This is a genomic window from Streptomyces sp. A01 (genome assembly GCF_059026195.1).
The window spans coordinates 381,577-395,977 of record NZ_JBWLKN010000002.1; the positions used below are offsets into that span (position 1 = coordinate 381,577).

Annotated in this window: 12 protein-coding genes and 1 tRNA gene; 8 read left to right on the plus strand and 5 right to left on the minus strand. The window is 71.5% G+C overall.

Annotation, left to right across the window (positions count from 1 at the left end):
- Positions 1 to 2: 2 nt before the first annotated feature.
- The 4 genes from AC5P1B_RS04040 to AC5P1B_RS04055 form a co-directional block, all read right to left on the minus strand.
- Positions 3 to 1,640, minus strand: coding sequence for an MFS transporter (locus tag AC5P1B_RS04040; RefSeq protein WP_493884764.1), 1,638 nt, complete (start codon positions 1,638 to 1,640; stop codon positions 3 to 5).
- 311 nt (positions 1,641 to 1,951) lie between these two features.
- Positions 1,952 to 3,058 carry a YeiH family protein gene (locus AC5P1B_RS04045; RefSeq protein ID WP_493884856.1) on the minus strand — a complete coding sequence of 369 codons (1,107 nt, stop codon included), beginning with the start codon at positions 3,056 to 3,058 and terminating at the stop codon, positions 1,952 to 1,954.
- A gap of 356 nt (positions 3,059 to 3,414) precedes the next feature.
- Entirely contained in the window at positions 3,415 to 3,987 is a 573-nt protein-coding gene (locus AC5P1B_RS04050) for a cysteine dioxygenase family protein (RefSeq protein ID WP_493884765.1), read from the minus strand.
- Between the two features lie 103 nt (positions 3,988 to 4,090).
- Positions 4,091 to 4,996 carry a LysR family transcriptional regulator gene (locus AC5P1B_RS04055; protein ID WP_493884766.1) on the minus strand — a complete coding sequence of 302 codons (906 nt, stop codon included), beginning with the start codon at positions 4,994 to 4,996 and terminating at the stop codon, positions 4,091 to 4,093.
- A 129-nt stretch (positions 4,997 to 5,125) separates the two neighbouring features.
- Between AC5P1B_RS04055 and AC5P1B_RS04060 the strand changes: the two genes are divergently transcribed.
- From AC5P1B_RS04060 to AC5P1B_RS04070, 3 genes are all read left to right on the plus strand, one after another.
- Complete coding sequence (locus AC5P1B_RS04060) at positions 5,126 to 6,028, plus strand: alpha/beta fold hydrolase (protein ID WP_493884767.1); 903 nt, start codon at positions 5,126 to 5,128, stop codon at positions 6,026 to 6,028.
- 162 nt (positions 6,029 to 6,190) lie between these two features.
- Positions 6,191 to 6,262 (plus strand) — tRNA-Cys (locus AC5P1B_RS04065).
- Positions 6,263 to 6,572: 310 nt separating this feature from the next.
- Entirely contained in the window at positions 6,573 to 7,037 is a 465-nt protein-coding gene (locus AC5P1B_RS04070) for a PIN domain-containing protein (protein WP_493884768.1), read from the plus strand.
- Between the two features lie 105 nt (positions 7,038 to 7,142).
- On the opposite strand, the gene AC5P1B_RS04075 is transcribed toward AC5P1B_RS04070, so the two are convergent.
- Complete coding sequence (locus tag AC5P1B_RS04075) at positions 7,143 to 8,039, minus strand: helix-turn-helix domain-containing protein (protein ID WP_493884769.1); 897 nt, start codon at positions 8,037 to 8,039, stop codon at positions 7,143 to 7,145.
- Between the two features lie 301 nt (positions 8,040 to 8,340).
- Here AC5P1B_RS04075 and AC5P1B_RS04080 point away from each other — a divergent pair, with 301 nt between their 5' ends.
- From AC5P1B_RS04080 to AC5P1B_RS04100, 5 genes are all read left to right on the plus strand, one after another.
- A complete protein-coding gene (locus tag AC5P1B_RS04080; RefSeq protein ID WP_493884770.1) occupies positions 8,341 to 8,622 on the plus strand; it encodes a hypothetical protein in 282 nt (93 codons plus the stop codon).
- Complete coding sequence (locus AC5P1B_RS04085) at positions 8,612 to 8,905, plus strand: DUF7848 domain-containing protein (protein WP_493884771.1); 294 nt, start codon at positions 8,612 to 8,614, stop codon at positions 8,903 to 8,905. The genes AC5P1B_RS04080 and AC5P1B_RS04085 overlap by 11 nt, the downstream gene beginning before the upstream one ends.
- Before the next feature lie 130 nt (positions 8,906 to 9,035).
- The gene (locus AC5P1B_RS04090) at positions 9,036 to 9,464 is read left to right on the plus strand and encodes a GNAT family N-acetyltransferase (RefSeq protein WP_493884772.1); all 429 of its coding nucleotides are present in this window, start codon (positions 9,036 to 9,038) and stop codon (positions 9,462 to 9,464) included.
- A 366-nt stretch (positions 9,465 to 9,830) separates the two neighbouring features.
- Positions 9,831 to 14,021 (plus strand): amino acid adenylation domain-containing protein, encoded by a 4,191-nt coding sequence (locus tag AC5P1B_RS04095; protein ID WP_493884773.1) that lies wholly within the window; start codon positions 9,831 to 9,833, stop codon positions 14,019 to 14,021.
- Between the two features lie 111 nt (positions 14,022 to 14,132).
- Positions 14,133 to 14,348, plus strand: coding sequence for an MbtH family protein (locus AC5P1B_RS04100; RefSeq protein ID WP_493884774.1), 216 nt, complete (start codon positions 14,133 to 14,135; stop codon positions 14,346 to 14,348).
- The last annotated feature ends 53 nt before the right edge of the window (positions 14,349 to 14,401 follow it).

Here is a 14,401-nt window from a genome sequence, read left to right on the forward strand (position 1 = left end):
GGTCATTCTGATACCACCGCCTCACGCGGCCGCAGCCGCGTCGTGACCAGCGCACCGACCACCGCCATCGCCGCCATCGCGAGGAAGACCGCGACGAAGGCGGCCGGGTGGCCGGACGAGCCGGAGGCGGCGCCATGCGAACCGGCCGCCGCCGATCCGCCGCCGAAGGCCACGAAGAGCGTCCCGCTCAGCCCGACCAGGGTGATGTTGCCCAGGGCGTCCGAGACCTGGAGGGAAGCGGCGTTGCTGCCCGCGTCCTCCGGGCGGGAGAGCTTGAGGAGCAGCACGCTGCCGCTGGAGATCGTCAGGCCCATGCCGAAGCCGCCGATGACCCACGAGACCGCCACGATCCAGGCGGGCACGCCGTCGATCAGCGCCGTCGCGACCAGGCCGATGGCCGCCGCTATCAGCAGCATGCCGAGGCCCATCAGCCGTTCCCGGTGGGGCTCAAGACGTGGGCGGCTCTGGGTGTACGAGCCGAGGGCCCAGGTCAGACCGCCGCCGGTGAGCGAGAGGCCCGCCGCTGTCGGGGACAGGCCGCGCTCGCTGACGAGCATCAGCGGTACGAAGCTCTCCGCCCCGAGGAAGGACCCGGCGGTGATGCCGCGCAGCAGCACGACCGAGGGCAGCCCGCGCGCGGCGCGGAACGTGCCCTTCGGCAGCAGCCGCAGCACGCAGGGGACGAGGAGCGCCACCCCCGCGACGCCGGGGAGGAGGGAGAGCCAGTGGAGGTCCTGCACCGCGTACTGGAGCAGACCGGCCCCCGCCGCGACGGCGAGCGCGAGCAGGATGCGGCGGCGGTTCATCTCCGGGGTGCGCTCGCCCGCCGGGAGTTTCCGCAGCGCGGGCAGCATCACCGCGAGCGGCAGCAGCACCAGGACGGGGATGGCGAGGAACACCCAGCGCCAGCCGACCTGTTCGGTGACCGTTCCGGCCACGACGGGCCCGACGATCACCGGCAGCACCCAGGCGGCGGAGAACGCGGCCAGCACGGACGGTTGCAGCCGCTGCGGGTAGGCGCGGCCGACGACGACGTACAGCGAGACGATCACCAGTCCGCCGCCGATGCCCTGTATCCCCCGCCCGGCGACGAACATCCACATCTCCTGGGCCGCACCGGCCACCAGCAGCCCGGCTCCGAACGTGGCTATGCCGGTGAAGAGGGGGACGAGCGGGCCCTTGCGGTCGCACCACTCGCCGGACAGCGCCATCGCGAACAGGCTCGCGGTGAAGTAGCCGGAGAAGGCGAACGCGTACAGCTCCACGCCGTTGAGGCTGTCGGCGGCGACCGGCATGGCCGTGTTGACGGCGCTCGCCTCGAACGCGATGAGGGAGACGACGGAGATGATGCCGAGGGTCAGCGCCCGGTAGGCGCGGCCGAGCACCGTCTCGTTCTTCCCCGGAAGGCCGCCCTCGCCCGGCGCCCCGCCCGACGCCCCGTCCACCGTGTCATCCGACACCCCGCCTGGCGGACCTTCAGCGCTCCGGGGCTCCTCGGACGTGACCGTGGCGGCGGCACCGGGTCCGGTCGCGGGACCGGCGGGAACGGAGGCGGCAGCAGGCGCTGCTCCCACAGTGGCGGTCAGGGCGGCGGCAGCGGCCCCTTCCGCGTCGGCGGGGCGCGGATCGGCATCGGTCATTGCGCCAGCGTAAGAGTCATTCCGCGGTTTGACCCCTGTCGCAAGATGGTGGCCGCCTCGTCCATCCGGCCTACGTCCTCTCGCGCAGGGAGCCTCTCGGGCAGGGCGGGTAGGGCAGGCAGGGAGCCGCATGGCGTCAGGGACACGCGCGGACGGGGGCGGGTCCAGTCCGATCCGGGCCACTCCAGTCCGATCCGGGACGGGGTGGTCCGATCCGGCCCGGACCGGTGACCGGTGGCGGCCTGGTAACGACCGGGCTGGCCCGCCGTCCCCGCCGTCTCCGCCGTCCTGGGACGTCGTCCGCCGTCCCGTTACATCGTCAGCAGCACGCCCGCGTACGACACCCCGGCGACGACGACCCACGAGCACAGCCCGAGCGCGGCGACGCGCCCGCCCGTGCGCGTGAGTGACGGCAGGTGCACCGCGCTGCCGAGCCCGAACAGGGCGGCTGCCAGCAGGAGTTCCTGGGCGTGACCGGCCGCGTCGATCGCACCGCCCGGCAGCCAGCCGGTGCTGCGTACGGCGACCATCGCCAGGAAGCCGAGCACGAACAGCGGCACGAGCGGTGGCCGACGTGTCTTCGGCTCGCTTCCGGTCGGCGCTCCGGAGCCGCCACCGGCCGCTTCCGCGGTGCCGTCGGCCCGTAGCGCCGCGGCCTCGGCACGCGTGTGGGCGCGCGCCCGTGCCCGTACGGACAGGGCTACGGCCGCCACCAGCGGCGCGAGGAGCGCCACCCGCATCAGCTTGACAAGGACCGCCTCGCTCAGCGCCCCTGACCCGGCCGTCTGCGCGGTCGCCACGACCTGCCCGACGTCGTGCACGCTTGCCCCGGCCCAGCGGCCGAACTGGCCGTCGCTGAGACCCAACGGCTGCTGGAGCAGCGGGAGTACGGCGATGGCGAGCGTGCCGCACAGCGTCACCAGCGCCACCGAGGTCGCCACGTCGCGTTCGTCGCTGTCGGACGCGTCGCTGACAGCGCCGATCGCGGAAGCGCCGCAGATCGAGTAGCCGGTGGCGATCAGCAGCGGCTGATCGCCGGGCAGGCCCATGGTGCGGCCGAGCCACCAGGTGCCGAAGAAGGTGGCCGTCACGACGGCGAGCACCATGGCCACCGTCGCCCAGCCGATGCCCAGCACGTCGTCCAGGCTGAGCTTGAGGCCGAGCAGCACGATGCCGAGCCGCATCAGCCGCTTACCCGCGTACGAGAGGCCGGGGCGGCAGGCCCCCCGGACCATGCCGCGCGAGCCGGGGACATGGGCGGCCGCGATGCCGAGCACCACGGCGATGGTCAGCATCGGTATGACGGGCAGGAGTTGGTGCGCGGTCCAGGCGATGGCGACGCCGGTCACGGCGAGCGCGAGCCCGGCCACCCTGCCCGTCCGCGCACCGCCCGCGCCGCCGCGCTGGCCCCCGCCCACGCCGGCGCCGGGTGGTGGGGGCGTCGGCGCCGCGGACGTGGGCGGTGCGACGGCCGGTGCCGTCCTAGCGCGCGGAGGCGGCGGGGCCAGGGCGCCCGCCGCCAGCGCCAGCCCGCCGGGCGGCGTCCCCGCCTCGTCACCCGGCGGACTGGGAGTCCTGGTCAGGCCCGGCCGACCGCCGGGCGCGGTGTCGAGAGCGGCTGCGGCTGCCTGGTCGCGTACGGGCGCGCGCGTGCCGTTCCTCCCGGCGTCCCGCGCGGCGTCCCGTGCCGTACGACGGGCGATACGAGGAAGAGGAATGCGTGGGATGTGCGGGAGAGGCGGAAGGTGGGGGAAGTGGGGCGCACGGGTCCAGCTCACAGCTCGTCCGCGGGCAGCTCGTACACCCGGCGCACGCTGGTGCCCAGACGCGAGATGTCGGCCCCGTAGATGTGCAGCGAGATCGCCGTGTCCGTACCGGCGTTGCGGACCCGGTGGATGTCACCGGGCGGCGCGAAGCCACACACCGCGCCCTGCGGATTGACGACGTCCTGGGTGGCGACGAGCCGGGAGGTGGCGCCGTCCGAGACGAGGCGGTAGCGGCGTTCGCTCTCCTCGCCCTCGTGGACGCCGGTCACACACCAGGAGACGTGATCGTGGATGGAGGTGAGCTGGCCGGGCATCCACACCAGGGCGACGACCGAGAAGCTGCCGTCCCGCTCGGCGTACAGCAGGTGCTGGCGGTAGTGGTCGGGGTCTGGCTCGCACTGCTCGTCGGTGAGCAGATCGGCGGCGCCGAGATGGGGGCCGAGCCGTTCACCCACCAGATAGGCCGTCAGGTCGGGAGGCAGGCCGCGTCCAACGGCCTCACGCACGTCCTCAACAAGTGAGTCGAGACGCGCGGTCGTACATGCGGCCCGGTAGGGCGTGAGGGCGGTCGGAGTACTCATATGTGAAGAGTCGCGCGATCAACCTATTACGTCTAACAACAGTCCATTGACTCTTTGCCCACGTCTGCTTATGGACGACCCGAGCGCGCGGCGCGTGGCGGGCTCAGCAGCCGACGCGCCGCTCCGCGACCGCATTCAGCTCGTCGAGCACGAGCGCGGTCGCGGGGATGCGCAGATGGTCCCGGAGTACGTACGCCGAGACCTGACGGCGCGAGGCGGGGTCCAGGGCCCGCCCCGTCACCTTCTGGTGGCACAGGAAGGAGAGCACCAGGGCGGGCATCATCGCCACGCCGACACCGGCGGCGACCAGGCTCTGGACGACGAGGTTGTCGTCCGTGGTGAACGCGATGTCCGGGGCGAAGCCCTGCTCCGCGCACTCGTGCAGGAAATTGGCCCGGCAGCGCAGGCAGCCCGCGATCCAGCGTTCCTCGGCCAGGTCGGCCAGCTTCACCGCCCGCCGCCGGGCCAGCGGGTGCCCGGTGGGCAGCAGCACGGTCAGCTGATCTTCGAGCAGCTTCACCTCGACCACGTCATCCGGGACCTCTTCATGCAGGCCGGGGTAGGTGAAGGCGAGGGTGATGTCACATTCGCCACGGGCCAGCCGCCGCAGCGAGTCGGGCGGTTCGCCCTCCAGGAGTTCCACGCGCACGCCGGGGTGCCCGGCGGCGAGCCGGGCCATGGCCTCCGGAATCAAGGTGGCGTTGGCGCTGGGGAACGCGCAGACGCGCACCCGCCCTGAGCGCAGCCGGGTGATGGCGTTCATCTGCTGCTGGGCGGCGGACATGCTGTCGAGGATCACATCAGCGTGCCGGGCCAGCGCCTCCCCGGCCTCGGTGAGCCGCATGCGGCGGCCGACGCGCGTGAACAGCGCGGTGCCGACATCCCGTTCGAGAGCCTTCATCTGCTGGGTGATCGCGGGTTGCGTATAGCCGAGCGAGCGAGCGGCCGCCGAGTAGGAACCGGCCGTGACCACTTCGCGGAAGGTCTTGATGTGCCGGGAATCGAACACCCACGAATCATAAGCGGAGGTTGGGAGGCCCCAACATCCCGTGCGGCGCGGCATGCGCTCCTCACCGTGACACCCCTCTCACCCCCACCCCTCCCGCACACACCGCACCGAGTACGGCAAGCTGGACGAATGCCGCATGACACCGCACTTGCCCTGCGCCACGGCGCGCACCAGTACGTCTCGTACGACGGTGCCGAACTCGCCTACCGCGTGCTGGAGCCCCGCGACGGGGCCGCCGTCCCGCCGCTCATCTGCCTCGCGGGCGGGCCGGGCAGGAACGCCGCGTACCTCGGCGACCTCGGCGGCCTGGACTCCCACCGCCGCCTCGTCATCCCCGACAGCCGGGGCACCGGCGCCTCGCCACCCGCAGCCGAACCCAGCGGCTACGCCTTCCCCAGCCTCGCGCAGGACCTTGAGGCCCTGCGCCGGCACCTCGGCCTCGAACGGTTCGCGCTGCTCGCACACGACGCGGCAGCCGCCACGGCACAGGCGTACGCCGCCGCCCACCCCGAGCGGCTGAGCCACCTCATCCTGGTCTGCCCCGGCGCCCGGATACAGGGCGAGCTGCCCGACGACGCCCGCGAGATCTTCGACGCCCGGGCCATCGAGCCGTGGTGGGAGGACGCGTACGTAGCCGTCCAGATGCTGCCGCTGGCGACCGACCTGGACGAGATCCGCGACCTGCTGTGGCGCGCCGCCCCGATGGCCTACGGACGATGGGAGGAACCGCAACGCATCCACGCGCGAAGCGAGGGTGCCCAGCTGGGCCCGGTGCCGCGGGCCGGCTTCTGGCAGGGCGTGGACGAGGCGTCCCGACTGGCGGTCCTGGAACGGCTGCGGGCCGTGGACTGCCCGGTACTCGTCGTGACCGGCGACCGCGACGCGGTAACGGGCATGCACGCGGGAGAACTGGTCGCCGCCTGCTTCCCCAACCCCCGCGTCCGCCCCCTGCACGACGTGGGCCACTACCCCTGGGTCGACGAACCGCAACTCTTCCGCCCGGTGGTGGAGGACTTCCTACGGGGGGCGTAGGCGTTGCCGCGGCCCCCGCCCGCACCCGGCGCCAAGGGGGCGGCGGCGGGCCGGGGACGAGGGCCGGTTCATGACGGCGGCATTGCGGTCACATGGCGACCGCGGCCCAAGCGTTGACCGACCCCACCCTCGTCGGCCATGGTCGAACCAGCACACCAACTTGGCCGTGTGCCCGAGTGGTTGAGGGGCTCGCCTGCAAAGCGAGTTACGTGGGTTCGATTCCCGCCACGGCCTCTGTTCTCAGTTGTTCTGAGCTCACCAACGTGATGGGCGGTCCCCCCAGGGGCCGCCCATCACGCGTGGTCGTCCCCGTCGCCGCCTCCGTTGGTCCAGCGAGAGCCTGCACGGAATGGACCACGCGGCTGAGGCCGACCGAGGCCGACCTCCGCCGTGACGCACGACCGACCGTTTCAGTTGTTGCGTTTATTTCGGTTACTGCGGATACTGGACCGGCGAGACGACGACAGATACCACCAGTCCGCCCACACACACCGCTACCGCCGCTCACACACCGCCTCAGATCGGCCGGGCTGGTGCAGGCCAAGTGGACGGACCAGAGATCCTGGACGAGACGTTCCGGAACCTGAAGGCCAACCGGCCGGACCTGGCGCAGGCCGGGCTGGACAAGACCCGCCGCCTCATGGCCGCCTCCCTCCGTGACGTGCTGGTCAAGGGGTACGAGCCGCTCATCGACATGCCCAAGCTGCCCGACCCCGATGACCGGCACGTCTTAGCGGCCGCCATCAGAGCCCGGGCCCAGGTCATCGTCACGTCCAACCTGAAGGACTTCCCCGCCGACCAGCTCGACCCGTGGGACGTGGAGGCCGTGCACCCGGACGTGTTCCTGGAGGCGCAGGTCGATCTGTCGCCCCAGGTCGTGTATGCCACGCTTCAGCAGATCGCCGACCGTTGGAAGCGCCCGCCCAATGCCGTGGTCGGGGACGTCATCTCCTCCCTGGAGCGGGAGGGGCTGGTGGCGTCGGCCGCAGCGTTACGCGCGCTCACGTGAGGCTCGTCGCCTCGCCGCCTCGCCGCCTTGTTGGTGCGGTACGTCGCTTCGACGCCTGAAGCTGGCCCAGTGTGGGCACGGAGAGGTTCGCCGCCCATCGGACGCTCAACCGGACAGTTCGCCCCGCTTGACCGCGGCCACGAACGTGGCCCAAGCGGAGGGCTCGAAGACCAGGGCCGGGCCGCTGGGGTCCTTGATGTAGTGGCGGATGAGGTCCAGCGAGTCGGATTCCGGAAGCGCCTGCGATCGAGCTACGTCGAACCGCTGCACCAAGTCGACGACCAGTCGCGGCGCGTCGATCGCCTCTCCCGTCCCGAAGGATTCCACCAAGGCCCTGGTGGTTCCGTCTGCCATGGTCAGCAACGTCAAGCTACCCCCTTGGAGAGGGTGAAACGCCTGTGCGAACGGTAGTACTTGGACCCGCGCTTGCGGGTTGCCAGCCTTCTGCAGCACCCGTTCCAGCTGGGTGATCAGGACCTCTCGCGAAGCCGTGGGGCGCTTGAGTGCCGCCTCATCCATGATCGCCCAATACAGAGGTGGGTCCGCGCGTTGCAGCACCCGCTGTCGGTGCATCCCGGCCCCCACACGGGCATCGACTTCGGACAGCTGGTTACTTGGTAACCCCGTGACGAAGACCTCGCGGGCGTAGTCCGGCGTCTGCGACAGTCCCGGGACCAGGCTGCTTGTGAAGACCTGGATGCGGACGGCCCGCGCTTCCCTCTCGATGAACTCCTGGGAGTACTGCGCGACCAAGGAATCCTGAGCAAGGACAAGCAGCTCGGCGAAGAGCCCGTCCGTCTCGAAGTGGGCGTCCAGCGCTTCTGCCAGAGCCATGCTCGGAAGTTGCTCATGCCGCTCGACGCGGCTCACGTAGGTGTGAGGATATTTGATCTGTTCCGCAAGCGCGCGCTGGGAGATCCCCGCTTGTTCTCGCATACGCCGCAGCCGCTGACCCAGCAGCGTGCGCGGCGTCGCCTTCCATCCGTCCTCGTGCAACTCCACCAGGTACACCGACCTTTCTGTGCCGCTGTCACCAACAGGCGCCTGGTGACAGGTCCACCGTGGACGCTACGCCTTCTCGCGACGACGCTGTAAGCACTCGACCACAGTCGGTGATCAGGCTGGTTGGACAGCACATGAAGGACGAACCCCACGTGATCCACACGATGACCTTCTCGACCTCTCGGCATCCCTCCGGAGAGAACCCCCACACCGCTGGGGCCATGGCCGTCGCCGCCGAATACGTGCAACCACCGCACTCGCCCCCCCGCCACGGCCCGCACCACGGAAAGGCGGCACTCCGATGAGCGACACCCCCGCCCCCGATCACCCGGACGCCAAGCTGCGGACGGTCGTGAGCGAGCACGACGCGGAGGCCGTGCAACTCGCCATGGGCACCGCCCTGTTGGGGCATGTACGCGATGTGCTGGCCGACCCGCGTACGTCCGTACACGTGCTGTGGTACGCGTGCGCGCGCCTGTCGGAGAGCCTGGCCGACGCGCTGCGGATCGCCGCGACACGAGGCGGGTTGGCCGCACCGCCTCCCGCCCCGGCGGTCCGGCGGAGGCATTCCGATGAGCCATGACGCGGCGTACCCGGCCCGGTCAGCCCACAGCCGCACCACCGTGCGCTTCGTCCAGCACACCATCCGCCAAGCCCCGGAGTCGGGTGTGTCCTTCGAGGTGTTCTGTATGACGGTCGGCTGCCGCGCCGAGTCCGGCGGCCGGGAGCGGCAGGCGGACGCGCAGGGCTGGTGTCTGCGGCACGCTGGTCGTCACGCCGGGCATGACCTGTTCCGGCGTGTGGTCACCGACTACGCGCGCGTGCTCCGAGACGCTGATGACGGCGGCGAGCCGGCCTCGGTATGAGCCGCGTCCGCAAGGCCGTGCGGCTACGACCGTCAACCGTGACGCGGAGCGCCATCGCCAGGCACATGCGCCGAGTGCGCCTCCGCTAAGCTCCGCGTTCCCGGTACCGCCAGTCGAAGGGAATAGGCCCGTGACGGACATTCGGCGAGCGACGGACATTGATGAAATCATCGGCGCGGAGCATCTGTTCGACGGTCCGGCGCGTGCGGAGGCGGCGGCTCGCTTTCTTTCCGAGAGTGGGCATCACCTTCTGCTGGCGTATGAGGAGAAGGCCGTGGCCGGAATGGTCACCGGGGTGGAGATGACCCATCCCGACAAAGGCACCGAGATGTTCTTGTACGAGCTTTCGGTGGCTCCTGAGTTCCAGCGGCGGGGCATTGGCTGGGCGTTGGTGCGGGCGCTGGCCGATCTCGCGCGCGACCGGGGGTGTTACGGAATGTGGGTCGGCACGGAGCGCGGTAACGCGGCGGCTTTGGCGGCCTACCGGGCGGCGGGTGCGGGTGCGGGTGATGGCGAGGATTTCGTGCTGCTCTCGTGGGCTTTTCGCGACGACGCCTGAACCCCTGCGGACACCGCCGCTCACGGCGGGGCAGCCGCTCGGGTGGAGGGCCCGGCGGCACTCGGCCAGGGTGCGAACAGTGGTGACTGCCGGTGAGCGGACCCCCTTGACACCCCCCTATCGCACCCCTATCCGGGACCTCCGCATTAAGGAGAGGTGAACGGCGTTCACGCGAGCATCACCTCGTTGTTTCACAGCCCCCTTATCGCGTGGGGTGGTTTTTGGCCGCACCCCCCACGTTTCACTCACGTCCCCCAGGCTCCACGTTTTCGTCACACCTTCCTCTTAGGATCGGCGGGACGGCTCGCAGCCGACCAACGGCTGGCCTGACACCCTCCGTTTCGATAGTGCACGAGGTGGAAAGTCTTGCGATCTCAGAATCGCGGTGCCCGACTCCCGTTGTCTACCGGCCAGAGCGAAATCTGGTTGAGCCAGCAACTCGATCCGGACAGCAATATGTTCCTGATCAGTGAATACGACGTCATACACGGACCGGTCCATCCCGAGATATTCGAAAGAGCCCTGCGACAGGCCGTCGCTGAAGCCGAGCCGTACAACACGCGATTCGGTGAGGACGACGGGGTGCCGTGGCAGGTTTACGATCCGGTGACCGAGTGGGATTTCCCCGTCCTCGACCTCACCGCCGAGGAGGACCCCTGGGCATCGGCCGAGGAATGGATGCGCGCCGATCTCGACCGGGTCATGGATATGACGAGCGGCCCGCTGTTCCGCTACGCGCTGCTGAGGACCGGGCCCGAGCGCTGGGCCTGGTACCAGGTGACGCACCACATCGTCACGGACGCCGCGGGCGGTCCCCTCATCGCCCGGCGGGTCGCCGAGCTGTACACCGCGCTGATGGCGGGCGATGACCGTCCGCCCGCCCGGTTCGGGTCGCTGCGGACGCTGCTGGACAAGGACGCGGCGTACCGTGAATCGGTGGACTTCGCCGCGGACCGCGCGTACTGGACCGGGCGTTTCAGCGACTGCCCGGAGCCACCCCGGCTCGCCGGACGCGCGCCCACCGTCTTCACCTCGCGCATACGGGAGACCATTTCCCTTTCCGAGGAGGAGGCGGTCCGGCTGCGCGGTGCCGCGCGGGCGGCGGCCACCCACTGGTCGGCGCTGATGATCGCGGCGACGGCCGCGTATCTGCACCGGATGACCGGTGAGCCTGACATCGTCCTCAGCCTTCCGGTCGCCGCCCGTACCGACGCCGAACTGCGCACCGTGCCGGGGATGTTCGCGAACCTGCTGCCGCTGCGGGTGACCGTGTCCGGCGAGTCGCGGGTACGCGACCTGCTGCGGCAGGTCGCCCGCGAGGTGCGGACGGCGCTGCGGCACCAGCGGTACCGCCGGATCGACCTCGCCCGCGATCTTCATCTCCCGGACGGCGGGCGGGGCCTGGTCGGCCCGCAGATCAACGTCATGTCCTTCAACTACGACTTCGACTTCGCCGGTCAGCGGTTCACCGCGCACAACCTGTCCAACGGCCGCGTCGAAGACCTGTCGGTGATGGCGTACGACCGCTCCGACGGCACCGGCATACGGATCGACCTGAACGCCAACGCCGACCTCTACAGCGCCGACGACCTCGCCGCCCACCGGCGCCGCTTCCTCGCGCTCGTGTCCGCCTTCGCCGACGCCACCGACCAGGACCGCACCGTCGGCGGCATCGAGCTGCTGGGCGACGAGGAGCGGCACCGCGTCCTCTACGCGTGGAACGGCGCCACCGCACCGGAAGCGGAACCGCGACCGGAATCGGCACCGGCCCTGGTGCCGCCACCGGCACACCCGGACGGCCAGGCCGCCGCCGCACTGTCCGCCCTGGTCTCCGGGCCCGACGTCGCACCCGCCACCCTCCCGGAGCTGTTCGCCGCGCAGGCCGCCCTCACGCCCGGCCGGGAGGCCGTCGTCTTCGACGGCACCCGGCTGAGCTACGCCGCGCTGGACGAAGCGGCGAGCCGTGTCGCCCGGCTGCTCGCGGAGCACGGCGCGGGCCCCGAGCGCACCGTCGCCGTCGCCCTGCCCCGCTCCGCCGACCTGGTCGTCGCGCTGCTCGCCGTGCTCAAGACCGGCGCCGCGTATCTGCCGCTGGACACCGACCACCCGGCCGAGCGGCTGGCGTACCTCCTCGACGACGCGGCGCCCGCCCTCGTCCTCACCCGCTCCGGCAGCGAGCCACCGGCCTCCGCCGCGCCCCAGGTTCCCCGGCTGCCGCTGGACAGCCCCGGCGTCAGGGAAGCGCTCGCGGCCGTCGCCGCCGACGGACCGCTGCCCCGCGCCCTGCCGCAGAACCCGGCGTACGTGATCTACACCTCGGGCTCCACCGGGCGGCCCAAGGGGGTGCCCGTCCCCCACCAGGCCATCGTCAACCGGCTCCAGTGGATGCAGGGCACGTACCGCCTGACGTGCGACGACCGGGTGCTGCAGAAGACCCCGGCCGGGTTCGACGTGTCCGTCTGGGAGTTCTTCTGGCCGCTGCTGACCGGCGCGACACTGGTCCTCGCCCGGCCCGGTGGCCACAAGGACCCCGTCTACCTGGCGCGTACGATCCGCGCCGAGGCCATCACCACCACGCACTTCGTGCCGCCGATGCTCCAGGTCTTCCTCGCCGAACCGGCCGCCGCCGACTGCACGGGGCTGCGCCGGGTGTTCTGCAGCGGCGAGGCGCTGGCTCGGGAGACGGCCGAGCGGCTGCACGCGGTGCTGCCGCAGGCGCGGCTGTACAACTTGTACGGGCCTACCGAGGCCGCCGTGGATGTGACGCACCATCCACTGGAGCCGGGCGGCACCGGCCCGGTGCCGATCGGCAAGCCGGTGTGGAACACCCGGCTGTACGTCCTCGACCACGGCCTGCGGCTGTGCCCGCCCGGCGTACCGGGTGAGCTGTACCTGGCGGGAGCGCAGCTCGCCCGTGGCTACCAGAACCGGTCGTCCCTGACCGCGGGGCGCTTCGTCGCCGACCCGTACGGGCCGCTGTTCGGCGCGGCGGGTTCCCGCATGTACCGCACCGGCGACCTGGCCCGCTGGCTGCCTGACGGCAGCGTTGAGTATCTGGGGCGCACCGACGACCAGGTCAAGCTGCGCGGTTTCCGCATCGAGCTGGGCGAGATCGAGACGGCGCTGCGGGCGCTGCCCGGGGTCGCGCAGGCCGTGGCCGTCGTACGGACCGAGGCCACCGGTGACCAGCGGCTGGTCGCCTACGTGACCACCGAGGACGCCGGTGCGTCGCTGGACGCCGCCGAGATCAGGGAGCGGCTGGGTCGTGTCCTGCCCGAGTACATGGTGCCCGCCGCCGTCGTCACCCTCGACGCGCTGCCGTTGAGCGTCAACGGCAAGGTCGACCGCAAGGCCCTGCCCGCGCCCGCGGTGACGGCGGGCCCGTCGGGCCGCGCGCCGCGCACACCGCACGAAGAGGTGCTGTGCGACCTGTTCGGCGAGGTCCTCGGCGTCGTCGGCGTCACCATCGACGACGACTTCTTCCAGCTCGGCGGGCATTCGCTGCTCGCCTCCAGGCTGGTCGCCCGGGTCCGCGCCACGGTGGGCGTGGAGCTGACCATCAGGGACCTGTTCGCCGCGCCGACCGCGCAGGGACTCGCGCTGCGGCTCGACGCCGCCGTGGCGGCGGGCGAGGACGGGGCAGCCCCCGCGCCGCAGTACGGGCTCGACCCGCTGCTGCCGCTGCGCGCCACCGGCGACCGCGCGCCGCTGTTCTGCGTCCATCCCGGCGGCGGCCTCAGCTGGCTCTACTCCGGGCTGCTGCCCCATCTCGGCCCGGACCAGCCCGTGTACGCGCTCCAGGCGCGCGGCCTGAGCGAGCCGGATATCCACCCGGCGCGGGTGGAGGAGATGGCCGCCGACTATCTGCGGCAGATCCGCGCGGTGCGGCCGGAGGGCCCGTACCACCTGCTCGGCTGGTCCTTCGGCGGGCTGGTCGCACACTCCATGGCCACCCAGCTCCAGGAGAACGGGGAGGAGGTCGGCCTGCTGGCGGTGCTCGACGCGTACCCGGACAACGAGCGCGCCTTCGACGACCTGCCGCAGCTGAGCAAGCGCCAGTGGCTCGGGCTGCTCCTCGACAACATCGGCGGCCGTGACCTCGTCGTCCCCGCGGCCGACGACGCGCGGCGCGCCCCCGGCGCTGAGGGGCAGGCAGCCGGGCAGGCGGAGGGGCAGGCAGCGGGGCAGGCGGCGGAGCTGGCGGCTGACCTGAGCCGCGAGTCGGGGCTGCCGGCGCACCTCCTGGAGGGGCGGTCGAGCTTCCCGCTGCTCGACATCTTCCGCAACGACCTGGAACTGATGCGGAAGTTCACCCCGGGCGTCTTCCACGGCGACATGCTGCTGTTCACCGCCGACCTGGACATCCCCGGTTACGAGCGCGACCCCGCCCACACCCCGGACGCCTGGCGAGCCCATGTGGACGGCGGGCTTGAGGTCCATCACGTGCCCGCCCAGCACTACCACCTGATGCGCGCCGAACACGTCGCGCACATCGGCCCGGTCGTGGCGGCCGCCCTGAGCGAGCCCGCACGGGCCGCCCAGCCCGCCCCGGCCTGACCGCTCCCGCTCCCGCTCCCCGGATCTCCGGTTGCCCCTGGCACAGGCACCCGGGGACCTGGGAGGCTGGGCTCATCTGTTCGCGTCAGCCCGACCCGTAGGAGAACGACGATGACCAACCCGTTCGACGACGAAGACGCCCGCTTCCTCGTGCTCGTCAACGACGAGGGACAGCACTCCCTGTGGCCCGTCTTCGCCGAGGTGCCCGCCGGCTGGACCGTGGCCCACCCGGAGGACAGCCGCGAGAACTGCCTGGCGTACATCGAGACCAACTGGACGGACATGCGGCCGGCGAGTCTGGTCCGGGCGATGGCCGAGCAGGGCTGACACGAGGCCGGTCGAGCGCCGGGCCCCCGTTCGCCGTCTCCGGCGAACGGGGG